The organism is Glutamicibacter sp. NPDC087831, from assembly GCF_044742845.1.
GTDB lineage: Bacteria > Actinomycetota > Actinomycetes > Actinomycetales > Micrococcaceae > Glutamicibacter.
The window spans coordinates 409185-426785 of record NZ_JBIUVH010000002.1 but is presented as its reverse complement, the minus strand read 5'-3'; the positions used below and the strand labels follow the sequence as shown (position 1 = coordinate 426785).

Here is a 17601-nt window from a genome sequence, read left to right as displayed (position 1 = left end):
GCTGGGCCAGGCAAGGATGGAATCCCGTTACCTTGCCCGTGTCAACTCGGTATTGCCGTGCAGCGTTCCAGTGGGCAAGCCCAAGTTCACCGGCTGTGGCGAGCTGCAGCAGCCGGCAGCTTCGGCAGGCTCGGTTCCGCAGGTGGTACCGCTGGCCGCAGGGGCATCGCAGGAGCCGCCCAGATCCGTGGAGCAGACCCCGGTTTCCGGAAGATCCAGCTCAACCCGCCCTGCCGCGGCGGTATCGCCGGACAAGGCGGCGGCAATGGAGCGCACCTGCTCATAGCCGGTAGCCATCAAGAAGGTTGGAGCACGCCCATAGCTCTTCATTCCAACGATGTAGAAGTTCTTTTCCGGGTGCGCCAACTGCTTTTCGCCATGTGCACTGACCGTTCCGCAGCTGTGGAATTCCGGGTCGATCAATGGCCCGAGCTGGCGCGGGGCTTCAACGCATTCATCCAGGTCCAGGCGCAGTTCGGAGAGCATCTGCAGATCCGGGCGGAAACCGGTGGCCGCGATGATGCGGTCAACGCCCAGCTCCCGTCCGTCAGCCAACGATACGGACAGCCGCTCCCCCGCGCTCATCGAAGCGACGGAGACATTTTCCAGCAGTTCCACGTTGCCGTTCTCCACCAGCCGGCGCAGCGACGTGCCCAGCTGGCCCCGGGCTGGAAGCTGGTCAGCAGCTCCGCCACCGTAGAGCCGGATCGGGTTGGCCGCCCCGCGCAGGCCCCAGAGGATCCGGGTGTCCGGGAACTTCTTCTGCAACCGGCCCAGGGCAATGACGGTATTCGCCGCCGAATGCCCGGCGCCAAGCACCAGCAATTTCTTGCCCGCGAGCTCCTGCTCATCGGCGCCCAGCGGATCAGGCAGCCCGCAGATGAGGAAGCCGCGCTCGCGCGCCTGCGCTTCGCCGATGGCCTGGATTCCGGCCCGGCCTACCGGGCTTGGCTGGTTCCAGGTGCCACTGGCATCAACCACGGCACGGCCGAGAAGATCCACCGGGCCGCCAGGAGTTTCGGTGCGCACCAGGAACGGGGCTTCATCGCGGTGCGCGGTGCGTGCCTTGTCGGCACCGCGGCCGTCGGCCAGCACGCGGCTGATTTTCGCCACGCGGTGGCCGTAGCGGATGCGCGGTGACAGTTGGGGGTGGGCGGCCAGCGGTTGGAGATATTCGCTGACCAACTCCGCGCCGGTGGGAAGCTTGGTGATCCGCGGTGCTTCCCAGCCCCCGGCGTATCCCTCGCTGCGCGTTTCCAGCAGCCGGCGGGCGGCCGCATCGATATTGAAGCGCCATGGGGAGAAGAGTTTGATGTGGGACCACTGGGCTATTGCGGCGCCTGCGCTGTCCCCAGCTTCCAGGACAAGCACTTCCTGCCCGCGTTCGCGCAGGTGGGCGGCGGTGGCTAGGCCGATGGGGCCGGCGCCGATGACGATGACTGGAAGGTTCTCCTGCATGGGTTTCTCCTTGGCTACTGGAATTCTGGAGACGGTCTGCGCTTAGCTGGCCGGCAGCAGGTCGGCGATGAGGTTCTCAATCCGGGCACGGATTTCATCACGGATTGGCCGCACACCGTCAATGCCCTGCCCTGCGGGGTCTTCCAGCTTCCAATCTTCATAGCGCTTGCCCGGGAAGAATGGGCAGGCATCTCCGCAGCCCATGGTGATCACCACATCGGAGTCCTTCACGGCTTGGGTGGTCAGCACCCTCGGGGTTTGCGCCGACATGTCGATGCCGACTTCTTTCATGGCTTCCACGGCGGCCGGGTTGACCGAGTCGGCTGGGGCGGATCCGGCCGAGCGGACCTCAATGCGCCCTCCGGAGAGGTGGGAGAGGAAGGCCGCGGCCATCTGGGAGCGTCCTGCGTTGTGCACGCAGACAAAGAGAACTGAAGGCTTTTCGGCAGCAGTCATGGGTGTTGTCCTTAGGAAGAAGTAGTGGAAGTGCTTACAGCCGGGAAGAATTTACGGGCCCACAGGGCCACGTAGACCAAGGCAACCAGGATCGGCACCTCGATCAGCGGGCCGACCACGCCGGCCAGGGCCTGGCCGCTGGTGGCACCGAAGGTGGCGATGGCTACCGCGATGGCCAGCTCGAAGTTGTTGCCGGCGGCAGTGAACGCCAAGGTGGTGGTGCGCGGGTAGCCCAGCTTCAGCCAGTGGCCGATGAGCATTCCGGCGCCGAAGACCACCACGAAGTAGATCAGCAGCGGGATCGCCATGCGCAGCACATCCAGGGGCTTGGAGATGATGTTATCGCCCTGCAATGCGAAGAGCAGCACGATGGTGAACAGCAGCCCGTACAGTGCCCACGGCCCGATTTTCGGCAGGAATTTTCCCTCGTACCAGTCGCGGCCCTTGGCCTTTTCGCCCAGGGTGCGGGTCAGGTAGCCGGCCACCAGCGGAATGCCCAGGAAGACCAGCACCGAGGCGGTGATGGCGGCAATGGAGAACTCGGCGCTGGTGGTTTCCAGCCCCAGCCACGATGGCAGCAGCTGCAGGTAGAACCAGCCCAGGGCACCGAAGGCGATGACCTGGAAGACCGAGTTGATGGCCACCAGCACCGCGGCCGCTTCCCGGTCCCCGCAGGCCAGATCATTCCAGATGAACACCATGGCGATGCAGCGGGCCAGGCCCACAATGATCAGGCCGGTGCGGTATTCGGGCAGGTCTGCCAGGAATACCCAGGCCAGGACGAACATGAACGCCGGGGCCAGGACCCAGTTGATCACCAGCGAGGTGATCATCAGCTTCTTGTCGGCCAGCACGCGGCCGGTTTCGTTGTAGCGGACCTTGGCCAGCACCGGATACATCATGACCAGCAGGCCGATGGCGATGGGTACCGAGACCCCGGCCACGGTGAAGCGGTCCAGCAGCTCGCCCAGCTGAGGGAAGATGCGGCCCAGACCCAAGCCGACGCCCATGGCCAGCAGGATCCACAGGGCCAGGTAGCGGTCCAGGAAGGAAAGTTTTGCCGCCACGGGGGCAGTGTCTAGCGCAGGCGCGGGTGCCACTGATTCATCACTCCAAGAATAGGCATCGACGATTGTCGATGTTTTGAGTATGATGAAACATATCGACGTTTGTCAATCTCTGGCGCCAGAAGAAAAGAGCCAAGGCCCGTGAGCACAGCCACCGTGAATCCTGCCGGAGGAACTTCCCCAGTACCGGCAGCCGACGCCTGCTGCACGCCATCCCAAGGCGAGGCAATCCTCAACGCCGGGCAGGCCGAAGCGTTGGCGCTGCGCTTCAAGGCCCTGGGCGATCCCAACCGCCTGCGCATCCTGTCCATCGTCTCCGCCAGCGAATCGGCCGAGACGTGCGTCTGCGACCTGCCCGAACCATTGGGCCTCAAGCAGCCGACGGTCTCGCACCACCTGAAAATCCTGGTGGAGGCCGGAATCCTGCACCGCGAAAAGCGCGGGGTGTGGGCGTACTACTCCGTGGTCCCCGGCGCCCTGGAATCCCTGGGCTCCAGCTTGGTTGCCAAGCCCTAGACAGGCTTGACGCAACTGCATTCCAGTCGGCTGGGATCGCGCCATCCGGGATCCACCAACTAGCCGCATTCCCGCGTCCGCGCAGGCAGCTCGGCAAACGGCATCAAACGATGCAGGTGCCGGCAGCGCCGGCCCGCTGCGGACCAGATGCGCAATAGCCCATTTCAGGATCCAGTGCCCTACTTCGGGCGCTCGAACTTCATGAGCTTGTGCGTGCCATCGCAAAAAGGCTTGATGGCAGAGCCCCCGCAGCGGCATAGCGCGACGGGCCCTTTCCGGGCCTCGATGGATTGCCCCTCGGCATCCACGATTTCAAAATCTCCCCTGAGCAGCAAGGGGCCCTGCGGGCAAACGGTAATCATGGCCACTTCCGAAGCGCTGTGCCCCTCGCTCATACCACTGCCCCCGCTCCGGCATGCAACGCCGATCTGCCAGCTTCCCACGCGTCCAGGTACTTCGCGCCGGCCAACGCGTCAACCGCTGCCGCGGCTTGGGCTCCGAAGAGTATGTCGGGCACCAGATCCGGTTCGTCTTCAGCCAGTCCGCCCGCCAGGTCGCGGCCGGCGATTTGCTCATGGACCGCATCAGCTTCCACATGCTCATCGAAGTAATCGGTCACCGGGGATTCATATCCCAAGCGCCGGAACCCGCGGGCATAAGCGGCCTGGGGTATCGAGGAAGTCATCTCGTACAACGCCAGGTGGCCAGTGATGGCTCCCCGCAGGCGCCGGTGCATGCCGAAGAGCGAAATCATGTTCACTGCCGCCAGCGTCACCGCCGGAATGCGGTCCACGTACGCGCCGAAATCATCACGCAACCCCAGGCCCTTCATCGTCTGCCTGAACAGCTCGCTATGCATTCGCGGCAGCTGCCCATTTCCGTATTCATCAGCCTGGATCTCCACCATGGCGGCTTTTGCACGGCCTTCGAGTTTCGGGATCGCCCAGGTATGCGGATCAGCTTCCTTGAGCTGGTAGATCGACTTGAGAATCAGGAATTCGCCTGCTTGGCCGGCAGTGGCCTTGCGCTGGATGAATTTCGAGACCGACGGTCCAGCATCATCAGCTGCGAGCTCGAACAGGGCTTGGGCCACCTTCGCGGAGCTGGGTTCCACGCTTGGAATCGGGCCTGCCGCCTCGCGCAGCGCTTGCTCGAAACCCTCCTCGATCCGGGCCCGAAGCGAAATGAGCCCGGGGTTCCATTCCCAGCGGTCATCGACTTCTTCGAATCCCCGATAGTGCAGTTCGTAGAGCACGAAAAGGCTCAGCTGCAGGTCCCCGTCATCCAGCACATCCGAAGCCGCAGCCAACCGATCTCTTGCGACCGTTGCCAGATAGGCCGCGTATTCCTCCGAGGGGTTGCACAGCAACGCATTGTTCAGCGCTTGGGACAGGTCTCCGCGGGGTACGGGCAGATGCATGATGCTCCTTCGTTCACACTGATCGCACGGTCAGCAATAGTGGCAGTAGAATGATCGTGCCAGCATCCCCGGGATATAACCACCATTGGGAGGAAAAGCCAAGGTAGCCCCTGATCGTGCTCCCCAGCTATGTTCTCGACAGCACCTTATCCCTGAGGAACATAGGGCTGTCGGCCGGCCAATCTCGACATGATGTCTTGTCCCAGCTTTTCCATAGCCAGTGGGAGCTACGACCGGGATTGGGTTGGGATCATGATGGCAACCGATTAGAGGCAGAACTTACCGGAGTCGTCAGGGAGCACCTGTCGCCGCCCACTCTTATTGGCACATTCAATCTGGCAAGTAAGCAGGTCATGCCGTGTAAAACTGCCGACAATACTGGCGCCCAGAAGTTGCTCGCACCTCTGACAACAAACCCGGTCCAGAATCTTTTGCTCCATATCCACACCCAACTGCTAGGTGTCGACTCGTTCATTTCCCCAAGATGAAAAACAGGTTCCCTAGGGCTGTCGCGTTGCCACTTTAGTATCGAGTAGGCCCGTCTGCTACTCCAGCAAGGGACCAATTACTTGGCATCAATCACTCGCTCGCACTTTCTAATAACGAACTTTCAGGGCCGCACTGGTCGTCAGGTCCGTGCTCGCTAATCAAGGAGAGTCATGCCCCTAAGCCACTAATATCACAGCTTTGAAGCAGTGGGCCCGGGCACTTCAGAGGCACTGGAAGTTTCACAGAGTTACTACAGTTGCTCCATGGGCCCTACTGCGATCGATTATTCGGGCTCCAGCGCTGGGCGCTTGGCAGGCGCTGTATAACGAGAAGCTGCTCCCTCAATACCCTGCTAGGCTCAAGATGCTGCCGACGTTGCGCCGCGTGTACGGAAGAAACATCCGAATTTATCTTCATCGATGGGAATATCTCATGGGCAACAGCCCTGAAGCAGCACTAGGTATCGCACTACTGACATCACTGGTCCGCCAAGACCGAGAAGCCTTCCTGATCATCGCCTCCGAGCTGGAAGGAGGCAACACGCAAGCCGTGGCGATCCTTGCACGGCTAGGTGAAGCAATGGTCGCGATGATCGCTGAGCTGCTGCAGATCGGCAACGAGGAAGCGCTCACACGCATCGCAGCGTCACTGGCTCTCAAAGCTGGATAGAACTCAAAGAAATATGTGAAAGAGCAGAATCTGACAGCGGAAGAACAGCGAGAGCGGCCGTGAACCTGAGTAGAATGGGGGTAATAGGCTCGGTCGGGTAATTTATTGTTCACGACGCAGCGAGCTCTTTCAATCAAGGATTATATTTGCCTCGCAGTTCTCTGCTGGACGTTCCAGCACCCACCGTTAAACCCGGTGATCCTCAAAGTTTCTTCCACGTCAAGAAGTTGGTCACCGAAGCTGGACTGGTCGGTCGCCGCCGCGGGCACTATTTCGGGTTGGGCATCGTACTGACGGTGCTGCTAGCCGGCACCGTTACCGGTTTCATCCTCCTAGGCGACAGCTGGTTCCAGTTGCTGATGGCCACAGCCTTGGGCCTGCTGCTCACCCAATTCGCGTTCCTGGCGCACGAGGCGGCACACCGCCAGATCCTGGCTTCGCACAAGCGCAATGACAAGCTGGGCCAGTTCCTGGCCAATATCGTCGTGGGCATCAGCTACCAGTGGTGGATGAACAAGCACAACAAGCACCACGCCACCCCCAATACCGTGGGCAAGGATCCGGACATCGAGTGGGACACCATCTCCTTCCAGACCGAGGACGCCAAGCGCCAGCGCGGCCTGCTCAAGTGGATCACCAACCGCCAGGGCTACCTGTTCTTCCCGCTGCTCACCCTTGAGGGCTTGAATCTGCATATGCATTCGATCAAGTACCTGTTCAAGGCCGGCCGGGTCAAGAACCGCAAGCGCGAGATGACCGGCATTGCACTGCGCATCGCCATCTACCTGGCGATCGTGTTCTACTTCCTGCCAGTGGGCATGGCTTTCGCCTTCCTCGGCGTGCAGCTGGCAGTCTTCGGCGTCTACATGGGTGCCTCCTTCGCCCCGAACCACAAGGGCATGCCGATGGTTCCCCAGGACGCCCGCATCGACTTCTTCTCCCGCCAGGTACTGACCGGACGCAATGTCATGGCCAAGTCCAGCTGGGGAAACCGCGTGCTCTCCCACGTCTACGGCGGATTGAACTACCAGGTGGAGCACCACCTGTTCCCGTCCATGCCGCGCGCCAACCTGGCCGGCGTCTCGCGCATCGTGCGCCAGTACTGCGACGAGCACCAGGTGCCATACACCGTGGCCAGTGTCCGCGAATCCTACGCACAGGTGATCACCTACCTGAACAAGGTCGGGCTATCGGCCCGGGATCCTTTCGAGTGCCCAATGATCTCCGGATACCGAATCCCATAACGGTTTTGCTGCAGGCACAGAACAACGAAATCGGCGTCCCGGGCAGGACTTCGACTTCCCCTCACAGCAAACCGGCGAGATTAAGTGAGCTACTCATGGTAGTCTAGATATTAGAGCCAATAAGGAAAATTGAAAATTCCTATTGTTCCTCCCTTGGATTTTTAATAAGCGTTTCCTCGGTATCTTTTCCCATGAGAGCGAATCGCGTCACTTGAAATATTCGTCCCCACTTCCGTGGTGGGGCAGTCGGTTTGAAACTGCGTTTCTATAGAACCTCTTCGACCGCTATTACATGCGTCTCCAGTGAATTCTTACTCCAGAACTCAGAATTCGATGTTCTGGCTCTCCAAGCTATTCATGCTTGATTAAGTTTCACGGGATGCAACAAAAATAATGGCTTCAGTGCTGCTACGGTGGCACAAGCTCAAATCGCGACATATCGCGAATTACGATTTAGGAATACACATGGCTACTGGCACTGTAAAGTGGTTCAACTCCGAAAAGGGCTTCGGTTTCATTGAGCCTTCTGATGGATCCGCTGACGTTTTCGCGCATTACAGCGCAATTCAGAGTTTCGGATTCAAGAATCTTGAAGAAGGACAATCGGTCGAATACAAGCTTGAATCCGGTCCAAAGGGACCTCAGGCTGCGGACATCCAGGCACGCTAAGCGCGTTTAGGCCGATCACCCCAAAAGCGGGGCAGGCGGTCGACGGGTTCTAACGGTCGTTGCAACATCCTGAACAATCAGGCGTTGCAACGACCGTACCTTTTTACGCCAAAGATCAGCACCCAGCAACCCGACACGGTCCTGAAGAGCAAGACCAACACCGGGCTAGACGCAACGCTTCGATCATGAGCCGGACTAACGAAAGATTTCAAGCCAAGCGAGACCAACGAGGGTTATATAGCCTACAGTTATATTCCTTCCAAGCACTTGACCGGCTCGTTGATACGCGCCGCTTCAGGCATCTGAAGCTTTTCCGGGACCTGCGCGGTCCAAAACGCTCTGGGTATTGAGTGCAGAATTACTTCGATCCACAGCTTTAAGAGGCGAAACAGGAAAGTGCCCATTCGCTATTCATTCAATTCTTCGACTCTAGTTAACCCGGCAATCTCGTTCTGCTAAATGGATCTCTGCTCCACTGCTTGCGCAGGGACATCCCACTTGAAAACCTGCGAATTGCACCACATTGGGCATGTGTCCACATAAGGCGCCGCTCGGCGGTTGGAAACAAGATGTATTATCAGAAGAACACTCCACGATGAACACCGAGCGCCAAAGGCGAAACCCGGGGGATTCCGCGGCTTTATGCCGCAGAACTTCGTGGGCGGTCACCTTTCGGAGAGCTGCCATCAGCGGAGGATTAAATGAACATGCCTGAACTAAATATGCGCGCCATGCACCGCGTCGAAAAACTTTTGCATTGCCCCGAGGCCAGAACCCATCTCACTGCGTACGGCTGGATGGAGGGCATGCCCGTGGTATTCGCGCAACGCACTGATCCAGTAGATGAAGTAATGGGCTTCGTATCGGTCCATGGCCGGGCTGTACTCATGGTTCTTGACGATGACCAAACCGATGACCTGCAGCTATGGCACATCACGGTACCCAGCCCGCTGTTTCCCAAAGTTCCCCATTTGCCAGCTGGAACCACCATCAGCGAACTCTGCTCCCGGCAGCACACGGAGAAAATGATGCCCTTTCGCGTCGCTTTCTGGTCCCATAGCGCGGCAATCCATGAGATTCCCTGCTTTGTGCGCAACGACTGGCCTGGCCAAGTAGCCACGTCACCCACCGATATCGGCTAGTCCGGCGGGGCAGCCGAGGCGGGCTGCTAGCTCCAGCGCCAGCACCCTGCCTCGCCGGTTTTCCTCGCCGGATCGCCGTGCTTCCACTGCGCTCCAGGCGGGGGCCTAGACCTCGAATTTCAGCCCTGCTTGAGGAACTCAGGCAGCTCGGGAACTATCGTCACCACCACGTCATATGCTTTCCAGTCGGTTCCCTCAAGCACTTTCCGCGCTTCCTCGGATTGGGCAAGCGTCACGGTTTCGGATTCCGGAACGATGAACGCTTCCGTGTGCTGGACCTGGCCGAGTTCGCGGACCCTCAATCCCGCAGTGCGAACCCAGTCCAGGGAATGGAGCTGTACCTCCATGGCCGGGATCAGCGGGTGTGGATCCGTGCCGTCGACACCTTTGGAACGGCGATCCAGCAAATCCGAGGTTGCGGACTTCGTGCTGTCCCAGCCGTCCTTGAGAATGCCGGCAGCGATCACCAGAGCCGCGGTGGAATCAAGCCACCACAATCCAACGCCGATTCCGGCGACACCGACGATCGAAGCAGCATTGGTCTGCCAGTCGGCCTTGGCCATCTTGGAGTCGGCGTAGAGCAGCTTATTGTGCAGCGGTTGGGCAATCTTGATTTTCAACCGTCCCAGCACCACGGCCGGTGCCGCGATCAGGGCCATGACCGCCATCATGATCCATCCTTGCCATACCGTATGGCCAAACAGGTTCATGGTTCCGATGGTCGGGTGCTCCAGTTTAACCAGAGCCGATACCGATTCGTACGCGAGCATCGCTCCGACGACGAGCAACGCCACTCCTGCGACCAGATGTCCGGCTCCCATGGACCGGTGGTAGCCGTAGGGGTGCGAGCGCCGACGAGCCCTCCGGGTGAACTGCAGTGATGCCAAAAAGGCCAGCTGCGGCAGGACTGAGAGCATGTCTTCGATCCACGCTGTGCGCATGGCCTGCGAATTTCCCACCACTAGTGCCACAAGGGTAATGGTGAGCGCCGTGTATCCGATGCTGATCCACTCGAGCTTCGCAGCGCGCGCCAAGAGTTCGCGTTGCTCGGGAGGCAAGTGCGTTCCGGCAGCGTTTCTCATGGCATCTCCTGCGTCTGGTCCAGGAAGTACTCCAGCTCGGACAGGAAAGCATTTTCGCCTGGAGGCACGAGCAGGACTATTTTCCTTTCCTTGCCCTTGGCGTCAATGGCGGTCGTGTAGGGACGAGTGACTCCAGCCTTTTCCGACCACGGCGTCTTGGAGGTGATGCCTCCCGCCACCAAATCCAGCTGGCCTGCTTCCAGCTGCTTCACTAGCTGTTCTTCGCCACCAATGGTCCATTGGATTTCGGCACCTGCATGCTGGGCAAAGTCTTCTATGAGCGCTGGTTCGGCGCCCTGGGGTACTCCATCCCGGATTTCCACGAAATCCGAAGCAGGAGATACTCCGGCCCGAAGTGTCCCGGAACGAACCGTGTCCAGGGTTCCTTCGGGGTCCACCGGCACCGCTGGGAAGCAGGCTGTCGCCATGAAGACGCATCCAAGAGCCGCTGCTGCCTCCACTTGCCGGGTGCGGGACGAACTGTGCCGGAACATCATTCCTCCTGAGCTTGATCGGCCGGGTTGGCCTCCAAACTACTCCGAGGACTCGTGCTGCAATGCAACGCCCGGGAAATATCGGCGAACTCTCAGCTCGCACCTGCAACCTGCCGAAGGAGAATTCGCCCTGGGCTAGTGGATCCAGCCCGGAGTGCCGCCGGCAGGGATTCCCGTTCAATGACACGAATGCCGGATCGCTGCCCGGCCCGTGCCACAATCCGAAGTGGACAATAGCGCCGAGCACCAGTTGGCGCGTCCTATGCGAGGAGGCATCGGCGGCAGTGCAAGCCAAAATGGAACAAGTCCAGCAACGGACCAACGCGGCCTGGATCATCATCGTAGCCTCCGGCGTGATGGCCGGCCTGCACATCTGGAAGCTCGCCCCCGCGCTGACCGTGATCCAGGACGAACTGGGCTTCTCGCTGATTTTCTCCGGCGTGCTGCTGGGCGTGGTGCAGGTAGCCGGCATGGCCGGCGGCCTGGCCGTTTCCCTGCTTTCGGAAGTCATCTCCCAGCGCCGCACGCTGATCCTCGGCTTGCTGCTGCTGGTGCTGGGCAGCGCACTGGGCGCCTTGTCCCCCAGCGCGCCGCTGCTGCTGGCCACCCGCGTCCTGGAAGGGGCGGGCGTGATCATGGCGACCGTCATGGGGCCGGGGCTGGTGCGCCTCCATGCCCCCATCCGGAACCTGAACATGGCCGTGGGGTGGTGGGCCGCCTACATGGGCATGGCCACCTTCATCGGGGTCTTCTCCACGGCGCTGGTGCTCCAGCACCTGTCATGGCACCTGTGGTGGGGCATCCTCGCGTTCATCACCCTGCTGCCGATTCCGCTGATCCTCAAGTTCGTGGGTGCGGATGAACCCGCCGGATCGGCGGCCCTGCGTGAGGCCGCCCGGCGCATCGCCATCACCGCCCGGGCATCGCGCGTGTGGATCAGCGGCCTGATTTTCGGCTGCTACACGGTGCAATGGATGGCAGTAGTGGGGTTCCTGCCCACCATCTACGAGGAATTCGGCCTGGATCCGGTGGCCGGTGGTTTGGCTTCCGCCGTGGTGGGCGGGCTGAACGCGGTGGGCGCGATCCTCTGCGGAGGGCTGCTCCAGCGTGGCGCCAATGGGCGCACGCTGCTGCTAGCCGGCTTCGCGCTGATGTCCCTGGCATCGTTTTGCACCTTCGCCTTCGACTACCCGCCTGGGTTGCTGTGGATCCAGATGATCTGCGTTGGCTTCTTCTCGCTGGCCGGAGCGGCCATCCCGACCACCATGACCCGCGTGGTGGTCGATCTGGCTCCGCCCGGCGGTTCGGCCCCTGCCTCGATGGGCTTGACCCAGCAGATCTTCAACATCGGCAACTTCACCGGCCCGATGCTGCTGGCATCCGTGGCCACAATCACCGGCGGCTGGAATGCCACCTGGTTGCTGACCACAGGCTTCGCGCTGCTCGGGGCAATGCTGACCTTGCTGCTTTCGCGTAAGAACTCGCCCTTCGAGTGCGCTCGGCGATCCCGGTAGCTGATGCCAGCCCGCGGCGCTTGACCACTGCACAAAAGGCTGCGGGAACTACCCCGTCAGCCAAACTTGCGCACCAAGAGCCCCGGCTATCCGGACCGGTTCCCAAGCAGTCAGGAGGCTCGTATCCAGCCCGGTTCATGGGATGGTCTCTAAACTCCCCCACCAAGGCTCAACCAAGCGACCGGGTTCTTGCCCATGGCAGCATCTTGCGCCGTGGGCTACCCCGGATCCGAGCTATCAATCGACTGATTTCGGCGCGGACTCGTGACGCAGCCTGCCGGGGACGGCGACCATCATCGGACCGGATGTCACCGGATCGGGGTGAATCTCGCAGTGCACGCCAAATGCCTCGCCAAGGCTCTGCGCCGTAATGACATCTTCTGGTGCGCCGGAAGCCAGTATCTTTCCGCCACGCATCATCACCACGGTGTCGGCGTATCGCACTGCCTGATTGATGTCGTGCAGCACCGCGACCACGGTTTTTCCCGCATCGCGTTGCCGGGCGAACAGGTCCAGCAGCTCCACCTGATGGGCGACATCCAGATAGGTTGTCGGCTCATCCAGCAGCAGAATGGGTGCCTGCTGGGCCAAGGTGGTGGCCGCCCAGACCCTCTGGCGCTGGCCGCCGGAAAGCTCGGCCAGCCGGCGGGTGGCCAAGGGAAGGGTTCCGGTCGCGGCCAGTGCAGCGTGGACCGCCGCTTCATCCTGCTCGCTATGCTGGGCCAGCAGCTTCTGATGCGGGAAGCGGCCGCGGGCTACCAGCTGGGCAACGGTGATCCCCGAGGGAGCGATGGCTTGCTGGCTCAACAGCGACACTTCCCGTGCATAGGCCTTGGGCTTGTAGGATGCGATGGGGTTGCCATCCAGCAGCACCCGGCCGGCCATGGGCTTCAGCAACCTGGCCAGCGCGCTGAGCAGCGTGGACTTGCCGCAGCCGTTGGGCCCGATGATCGCGGTGAATTTGCCCGCTTCGAAGGACGCATCGAGGCAATCGATGACTGGCTCACGGCCATATCCCAGCTGCACCCCCTGCACCTCAAGCCGAGGCGCTGGCTTCCGCGCCACCATGCCCGCTCTTACCGCGTCGGCTGCCTGCTGAGCGGGTTCGGTTCCCAATGCGCTCATGCGCGACTCTCCCTTATCAATAGCCAAATCAAATACACTCCGCCAAGGCAGACGGTCACAATGCCGACCGGCAGCTGGATCGGCATGAAAGCTATGCGTGCCACGGTGTCCGCCGACACCAGCAGCAACGCTCCGAAGCATCCAGCCGGAACGAGGTCCAGCTCGGCACGGCCGCTGAGCCGGGCCGAGATCTGCGGGGCCACCAGGGCCACGAAGGCGATCGGCCCAGCCGCCGCGGTGGCCACCGCCACCAGGCCAACTCCTACAACCACCATCGACGCGCGCACCAGCTTGGCATTCACGCCCAGCGAAATGGCCAGCGGATCCCCGCATTCCAGGATCCGGGCATGGCGTTGCAGCAGAACCGCGGCAAGCGCGAAAATGCCAATGCCCAGCAGCGAAGGACCCACTACGGCATTGCCGACCGAGTTCAGCGAACCAGCACCCCATACCGCTGCAGACATGGCTACCTGGCGTTGAGCTGCCAACAGCATGAACGTGTTGGCCGAGGCCAGCATGGCGCCAACGCCAATACCGACCACAATGAGCCGGAACCCTGTGGTCCCGTTGCGGCTGGCGATCATGAAAACCAATGCCGCGGCCGCCAGGCCTCCGGCAATGGAACCCACGGCAATCTGTGCGGCACTCGCGGTGGTGAAAAGCATCAGCGCCAGCGCCGCGGTGTAAGCCCCCGAACTGAAGCCAATCACGTCCGGGCTGCCCAGGGGGTTCCGGGTCAACGATTGGAAGAGTGCACCAGAGATTCCGAGGGCGAATCCGAATGCCAGTGCCAGGACCACCCGGGTCAGCCGCCAGTCGCGGACCACCACTTCATAACGGTGCTCGGAGTTTCCCAGCAGCGCGGGAATCACCTGGTCCATCGGCACACGCACATCCCCGAGGGCCAGGGATATGAGCCCAACCAGCAGCCCGCACAGGGCCAGGGCCGTACCCACCAGCAGCGAGGTGCGATCAAGCCGCCAACTCCAACGGCCACGACCGATCCGCACTTCCCGTCGTCCGGTTGGCACCTGGCACCCTTGCACACGCGCACCGGCTGCCTCAGCCGGTGCTGGGATCAGGGGCTTGAGGCTCATAGGGTACTCGCGTTCTTGCGCCGGGCCAAGGCCAAGAGCACAGGTGCACCGGCAAAGGCGGTGATGATTCCCGCCGAGACCTCCGCATTGGGCAGGATCACCCGGCCCAGGATGTCGGAACCAAGCAGCAGCACAGGGGCCAGGACGATGGTGAAAATCAGGATCCAGCCCTGTTGCACGCCAAACAGCCAGCGCACCACGTGCGGAATCATGAGCCCGACGAAACCAATCGGGCCTGCCAGCGCGGTTGCCGCGCCGCAGAGCAATGTCACCGCGGCGATGACCGCGATCCGCACCGGGGCGATGCGCACGCCCAGCGCCTTGGCCGGAGCATCCCCCAGGGCAATCGCATTCAGCGACCCGGCGCAGCACAGCGCGATGGCAAGGCCCACTGCCACGAAGGGGACAATCAGCAGCACTGCTGGAAGCTCGTGGCCGTTGAGATTTCCTGCGGTGTATACCCGCATCATGTCGAAAATCTGCGGACGCAGCAGCACCAGCGCGGTGGTGATCCCCGACAGCACCGCGCCGAAGGCCACACCAGCCAGCACCAAGGTCGACGGGTCGGCGGCGCGTCCTCCCTTGGAGAGGGTTAATCCGTATACCGCCAAGGTTGCGGCGAGCGCACCGCCCAAGGCCCACCAGATGGCACCGAGCACACTCAGCGAACCGAAAGCAAAACTTGCCATCACCAAGGAGAATTGGGCTCCGGCGTTGACGCCCAGGATGCCTGGATCCGCCAGCGGGTTGCGGGTCAGCGCCTGGATCAGGGCCCCGGCTACGCCCAACGCGACCCCGGCCAGAACGCCCAGGGCCGTACGTGGAACCCGCAACTGCCGGATGACCTGCGCCTCATCGGTATTGAAGGAGGGATTGGTGATGGTCTGCCAGGCCACGGACAGGTCGATCTGGCGGCTGCCGAAGGCCAGCGAGCACAGCACCGTGAACGCCAACAGGGCAATCAGGCCGGCAAGCCATACCAGCTTGGCTCCCGGTGAACCCACCAGCACCCGGTGCCGTTGGTCCGCATCGGTACCGGCCGCGCTGCCCGGTGGTGCTGCGCCGGGTGGGGCCAGCAACAGCCCGGGGTCCCGTGTGGTTGCCACCGTGCTCAGAGCCCCAGGCGTGCAAGTTCGGACTCGTATGCGATCAATGCCTCGTCGTGGTCTTCGAAGCTGTCCCAGAGGGCATCAAGGGCCTCCTTTATACCGGCATCCAAGGCATCCCACTGGGCACGCCACTTCTCGGCTTGCTCGACCCAGTAGCCAATCACCTTGTATTGGGTGCTTGGCCACCGCAGTTCCCGGTGCAGCATCTTGCGGATCTCACGCAGCGCAGCGGATTGCCCGGCCACCCAGACGTACGGGCGGGTTTCCGATCCGGCCGCCGCCTCAACCGCCTTGCGTGCCACCTTGGGCAACACGCTGGGGGCCACGCCGTTTCCGGCCACAATCCACTGCACGCCCAGGTTCGGCAAACCCGACAGGTCCAGGCGCGAGGCCTCATCCGGGATCTCCACCACCAGCTCGGTGCGCACCTGTTCACCGGTCAGTTCCACCAGCCGTACCGCGGCCGGCAGCCCGGTCAGGTCGCAGATCAGCACCTGCGAGGTTGCTTCCGGCGGGCAATCGTACAGCCCGGTCGGTGAGTTCAAGCCGATCCGGTCTCCTGGTTCGGCGGCCAGTGCCCACGCGGCGGCAATGCCTCCGTCATGGACCACGAAATCGATATCGATCCACCCCTCGCCGCAGTCGCGGATGGTGTAGGTGCGCATTGGCGCGTCCGGCTGCCCCGGAGGCGTGCGCCAGGTATCCCCATCGGCTACCGGAAGGCACAGCAGGCTGCGGTCCTCGGTATGCGGGAAAAACAGGCGAACATATTCGTCGCCGACCCCCGTGCTGGTGAAGCCCTGCACCGCGAAGCGCAGCCGCTTCAGCGTAGGCGAGAGCAGGCGGGTGGATTGCACGGTTGCTTCAAAAATTTCCATGAAAGGATCCTGAATCTGGGGGCGTCGGCTGCTTGAAGTGCGAACGCAGGAGGGGTGGTTGAGCTGCGCTCAGGCGCAGGCAATGGCCGTATCCGTCCGGCCGGGAAACTTGACGGGGCCGGACGGATGCGGCCATGGCTGGATTATCCGGCGAGGTCGCTGCGGACCTGCTGCAGGAACGCTGTGGCGCCCGACGGCGAACCGTAGGCCATTTCCATGTTGTAGATGTAGATCCGCTCATTCTTCACAAAGGGCAGATCCTTCCAGTAGGGCGACTTGGCCATGGAGGCGATGGACTTGTCCAGCTCGGCCTTCGCATCCTCGCCAACGCCGGTGGACATCCACACCGCGTCCACGTCCTTGAGCCGGTCCAGTTCCTCCAAGCTCAGCGACAGGCCTTTTTCGCGGCTCAACTCGGTGGTCTCCAGGCCAATGGTGTCAAAGACTCCGCATTCGAGGTAGGCGTAGCAGTCGACGTTGACCTTGCCATCCCAGTACCCCAGGGTGGCGACGGTCAGGTCGCCGTTTCCGGCTTCGTCGATAGCGGCTTTGGCTTCGGCACCCGCCTGCTGGTAGTCCTGCAGCCACCGGTCGTACTGGGCCTGCCGGTCGAGGTCCTTGGCGGTCCGCTCGAAGTGCGACTGCCACGTTTCGCCGTCAAAGGCGTTGGTCGTGTAGGTCGGGGCAATGGCCGCGAGCTTCTCATGCACCTCGGCGTCATACCCTAGGCCGTTGAGGATGAAGTCCGGGGCGGCGCCGAGGACGCGCTCGTAGTTGAATTCCGGGTAGTTGGCGAACGGGGTGACCCCCTCCAAGGCTTCTTGGTCGAAGTAGTCCGGGAAGGTAGTGAAGCCGGAGTCGCCGCGAATCGGCTGTTCAGCGGCCAGCGGCACCTCCAGGATGGTCAGGATATCCACGTCGGTGGTGTAGAAACCCAGGGCTGCGGCGGGTTGCTGCTCCAGCGAAACTTCGTGGCCTTGCGGGTCCACGGTCTTCAGCGGGGTTCCTTCGGCCGCCGGGGACGATGGCGCCTGGGAGGCCTCGGAGGACTGGCCGCAGCCGGTCAGGGCCAAGGCCGTGGCGGCAAGCAGCGCGGCTGGGGCCAACAAAGTGCGAGTGATCTTGCGGGTCATGCGGGTGATCCTTAAACGGTCGGCCGCCGGGTGCGTGGA

General features: G+C 62.0%; 18 protein-coding genes. 6 read left to right on the top strand and 12 right to left on the bottom strand.

Features of this window, described 5'->3' with window-relative positions; translation table 11 throughout:
* Positions 1-27: 27 nt before the first annotated feature.
* Genes ACIOJF_RS08460 through arsB form a run of 3 tightly spaced genes read right to left on the bottom strand, consistent with a single transcriptional unit; the run spans position 28 to position 2981 of the window.
* On the bottom strand, positions 28-1458 hold the full coding sequence (locus ACIOJF_RS08460) for an FAD-dependent oxidoreductase (protein ID WP_402741462.1): 1431 nt from the start codon (positions 1456-1458) through the stop codon (positions 28-30).
* A 42-nt stretch (positions 1459-1500) separates the two neighbouring features.
* Positions 1501-1914, bottom strand: a complete 414-nt coding sequence (locus ACIOJF_RS08455) for an arsenate reductase ArsC (RefSeq protein ID WP_402741461.1) — start codon at positions 1912-1914, stop codon at positions 1501-1503.
* 11 nt (positions 1915-1925) lie between these two features.
* Complete coding sequence (gene arsB, locus ACIOJF_RS08450) at positions 1926-2981, bottom strand: ACR3 family arsenite efflux transporter (protein ID WP_402741460.1); 1056 nt, start codon at positions 2979-2981, stop codon at positions 1926-1928.
* A gap of 141 nt (positions 2982-3122) precedes the next feature.
* Between arsB and ACIOJF_RS08445 the strand changes: the two genes are divergently transcribed.
* Complete coding sequence (locus tag ACIOJF_RS08445) at positions 3123-3497, top strand: ArsR/SmtB family transcription factor (RefSeq protein WP_402741459.1); 375 nt, start codon at positions 3123-3125, stop codon at positions 3495-3497.
* 179 nt (positions 3498-3676) lie between these two features.
* Here the strand turns inward: ACIOJF_RS08445 and ACIOJF_RS08440 are convergent, their stop codons facing one another.
* Both ACIOJF_RS08440 and ACIOJF_RS08435 read right to left on the bottom strand, forming a co-directional pair.
* The gene (locus ACIOJF_RS08440) at positions 3677-3892 is read right to left on the bottom strand and encodes a CDGSH iron-sulfur domain-containing protein (RefSeq protein ID WP_402741458.1); all 216 of its coding nucleotides are present in this window, start codon (positions 3890-3892) and stop codon (positions 3677-3679) included.
* Positions 3889-4917: an iron-containing redox enzyme family protein gene (locus ACIOJF_RS08435; protein WP_181149062.1), complete on the bottom strand. Its 1029-nt coding sequence runs from the start codon at positions 4915-4917 to the stop codon at positions 3889-3891. Before ACIOJF_RS08435 ends, ACIOJF_RS08440 begins: the two co-directional genes overlap by 4 nt.
* 921 nt (positions 4918-5838) lie before the next feature.
* On the opposite strand from ACIOJF_RS08435, the gene ACIOJF_RS08430 reads away from it, so the two are divergent.
* The 4 genes from ACIOJF_RS08430 (at position 5839) to ACIOJF_RS08415 (ending at position 9130) form a co-directional block, all read left to right on the top strand.
* Entirely contained in the window at positions 5839-6075 is a 237-nt protein-coding gene (locus ACIOJF_RS08430) for a hypothetical protein (RefSeq protein ID WP_105658704.1), read from the top strand.
* A gap of 146 nt (positions 6076-6221) precedes the next feature.
* Positions 6222-7319 carry a fatty acid desaturase family protein gene (locus tag ACIOJF_RS08425; RefSeq protein ID WP_402741457.1) on the top strand — a complete coding sequence of 366 codons (1098 nt, stop codon included), beginning with the start codon at positions 6222-6224 and terminating at the stop codon, positions 7317-7319.
* Between the two features lie 465 nt (positions 7320-7784).
* Positions 7785-7988, top strand: a complete 204-nt coding sequence (locus tag ACIOJF_RS08420) for a cold-shock protein (RefSeq protein WP_105658961.1) — start codon at positions 7785-7787, stop codon at positions 7986-7988.
* Between the two features lie 701 nt (positions 7989-8689).
* Positions 8690-9130: a hypothetical protein gene (locus ACIOJF_RS08415; protein ID WP_105662366.1), complete on the top strand. Its 441-nt coding sequence runs from the start codon at positions 8690-8692 to the stop codon at positions 9128-9130.
* Positions 9131-9249: 119 nt separating this feature from the next.
* Here the strand turns inward: ACIOJF_RS08415 and ACIOJF_RS08410 are convergent, their stop codons facing one another.
* On the bottom strand, positions 9250-10212 hold the full coding sequence (locus ACIOJF_RS08410; protein ID WP_105658959.1) for a cation diffusion facilitator family transporter: 963 nt from the start codon (positions 10210-10212) through the stop codon (positions 9250-9252).
* Positions 10209-10640, bottom strand: a complete 432-nt coding sequence (locus ACIOJF_RS08405) for a transporter substrate-binding domain-containing protein (RefSeq protein WP_332727624.1) — start codon at positions 10638-10640, stop codon at positions 10209-10211. The genes ACIOJF_RS08410 and ACIOJF_RS08405 overlap by 4 nt, the downstream gene beginning before the upstream one ends.
* 350 nt (positions 10641-10990) lie before the next feature.
* Between ACIOJF_RS08405 and ACIOJF_RS08400 the strand changes: the two genes are divergently transcribed.
* A complete protein-coding gene (locus tag ACIOJF_RS08400) occupies positions 10991-12220 on the top strand; it encodes a CynX/NimT family MFS transporter (RefSeq protein WP_402741456.1) in 1230 nt (409 codons plus the stop codon).
* Positions 12221-12457: 237 nt separating this feature from the next.
* Here ACIOJF_RS08400 and ACIOJF_RS08395 read toward each other — a convergent pair whose 3' ends face one another.
* The 5 genes from ACIOJF_RS08395 to ACIOJF_RS08375 all read right to left on the bottom strand — a co-directional run bounded on the left by ACIOJF_RS08395 (position 12458) and on the right by ACIOJF_RS08375 (position 17562).
* Positions 12458-13345 (bottom strand): ABC transporter ATP-binding protein, encoded by an 888-nt coding sequence (locus tag ACIOJF_RS08395; protein ID WP_286134397.1) that lies wholly within the window; start codon positions 13343-13345, stop codon positions 12458-12460.
* Entirely contained in the window at positions 13342-14442 is a 1101-nt protein-coding gene (locus ACIOJF_RS08390; RefSeq protein ID WP_105658957.1) for an iron chelate uptake ABC transporter family permease subunit, read from the bottom strand. The genes ACIOJF_RS08395 and ACIOJF_RS08390 overlap by 4 nt, the downstream gene beginning before the upstream one ends.
* Positions 14439-15548 (bottom strand): iron chelate uptake ABC transporter family permease subunit, encoded by a 1110-nt coding sequence (locus tag ACIOJF_RS08385; protein WP_332595367.1) that lies wholly within the window; start codon positions 15546-15548, stop codon positions 14439-14441. Before ACIOJF_RS08385 ends, ACIOJF_RS08390 begins: the two co-directional genes overlap by 4 nt.
* Before the next feature lie 5 nt (positions 15549-15553).
* Positions 15554-16429 (bottom strand): siderophore-interacting protein, encoded by an 876-nt coding sequence (locus ACIOJF_RS08380; protein ID WP_105658956.1) that lies wholly within the window; start codon positions 16427-16429, stop codon positions 15554-15556.
* Between the two features lie 143 nt (positions 16430-16572).
* On the bottom strand, positions 16573-17562 hold the full coding sequence (locus ACIOJF_RS08375; protein ID WP_402741455.1) for an ABC transporter substrate-binding protein: 990 nt from the start codon (positions 17560-17562) through the stop codon (positions 16573-16575).
* Positions 17563-17601: the final 39 nt, after the last annotated feature.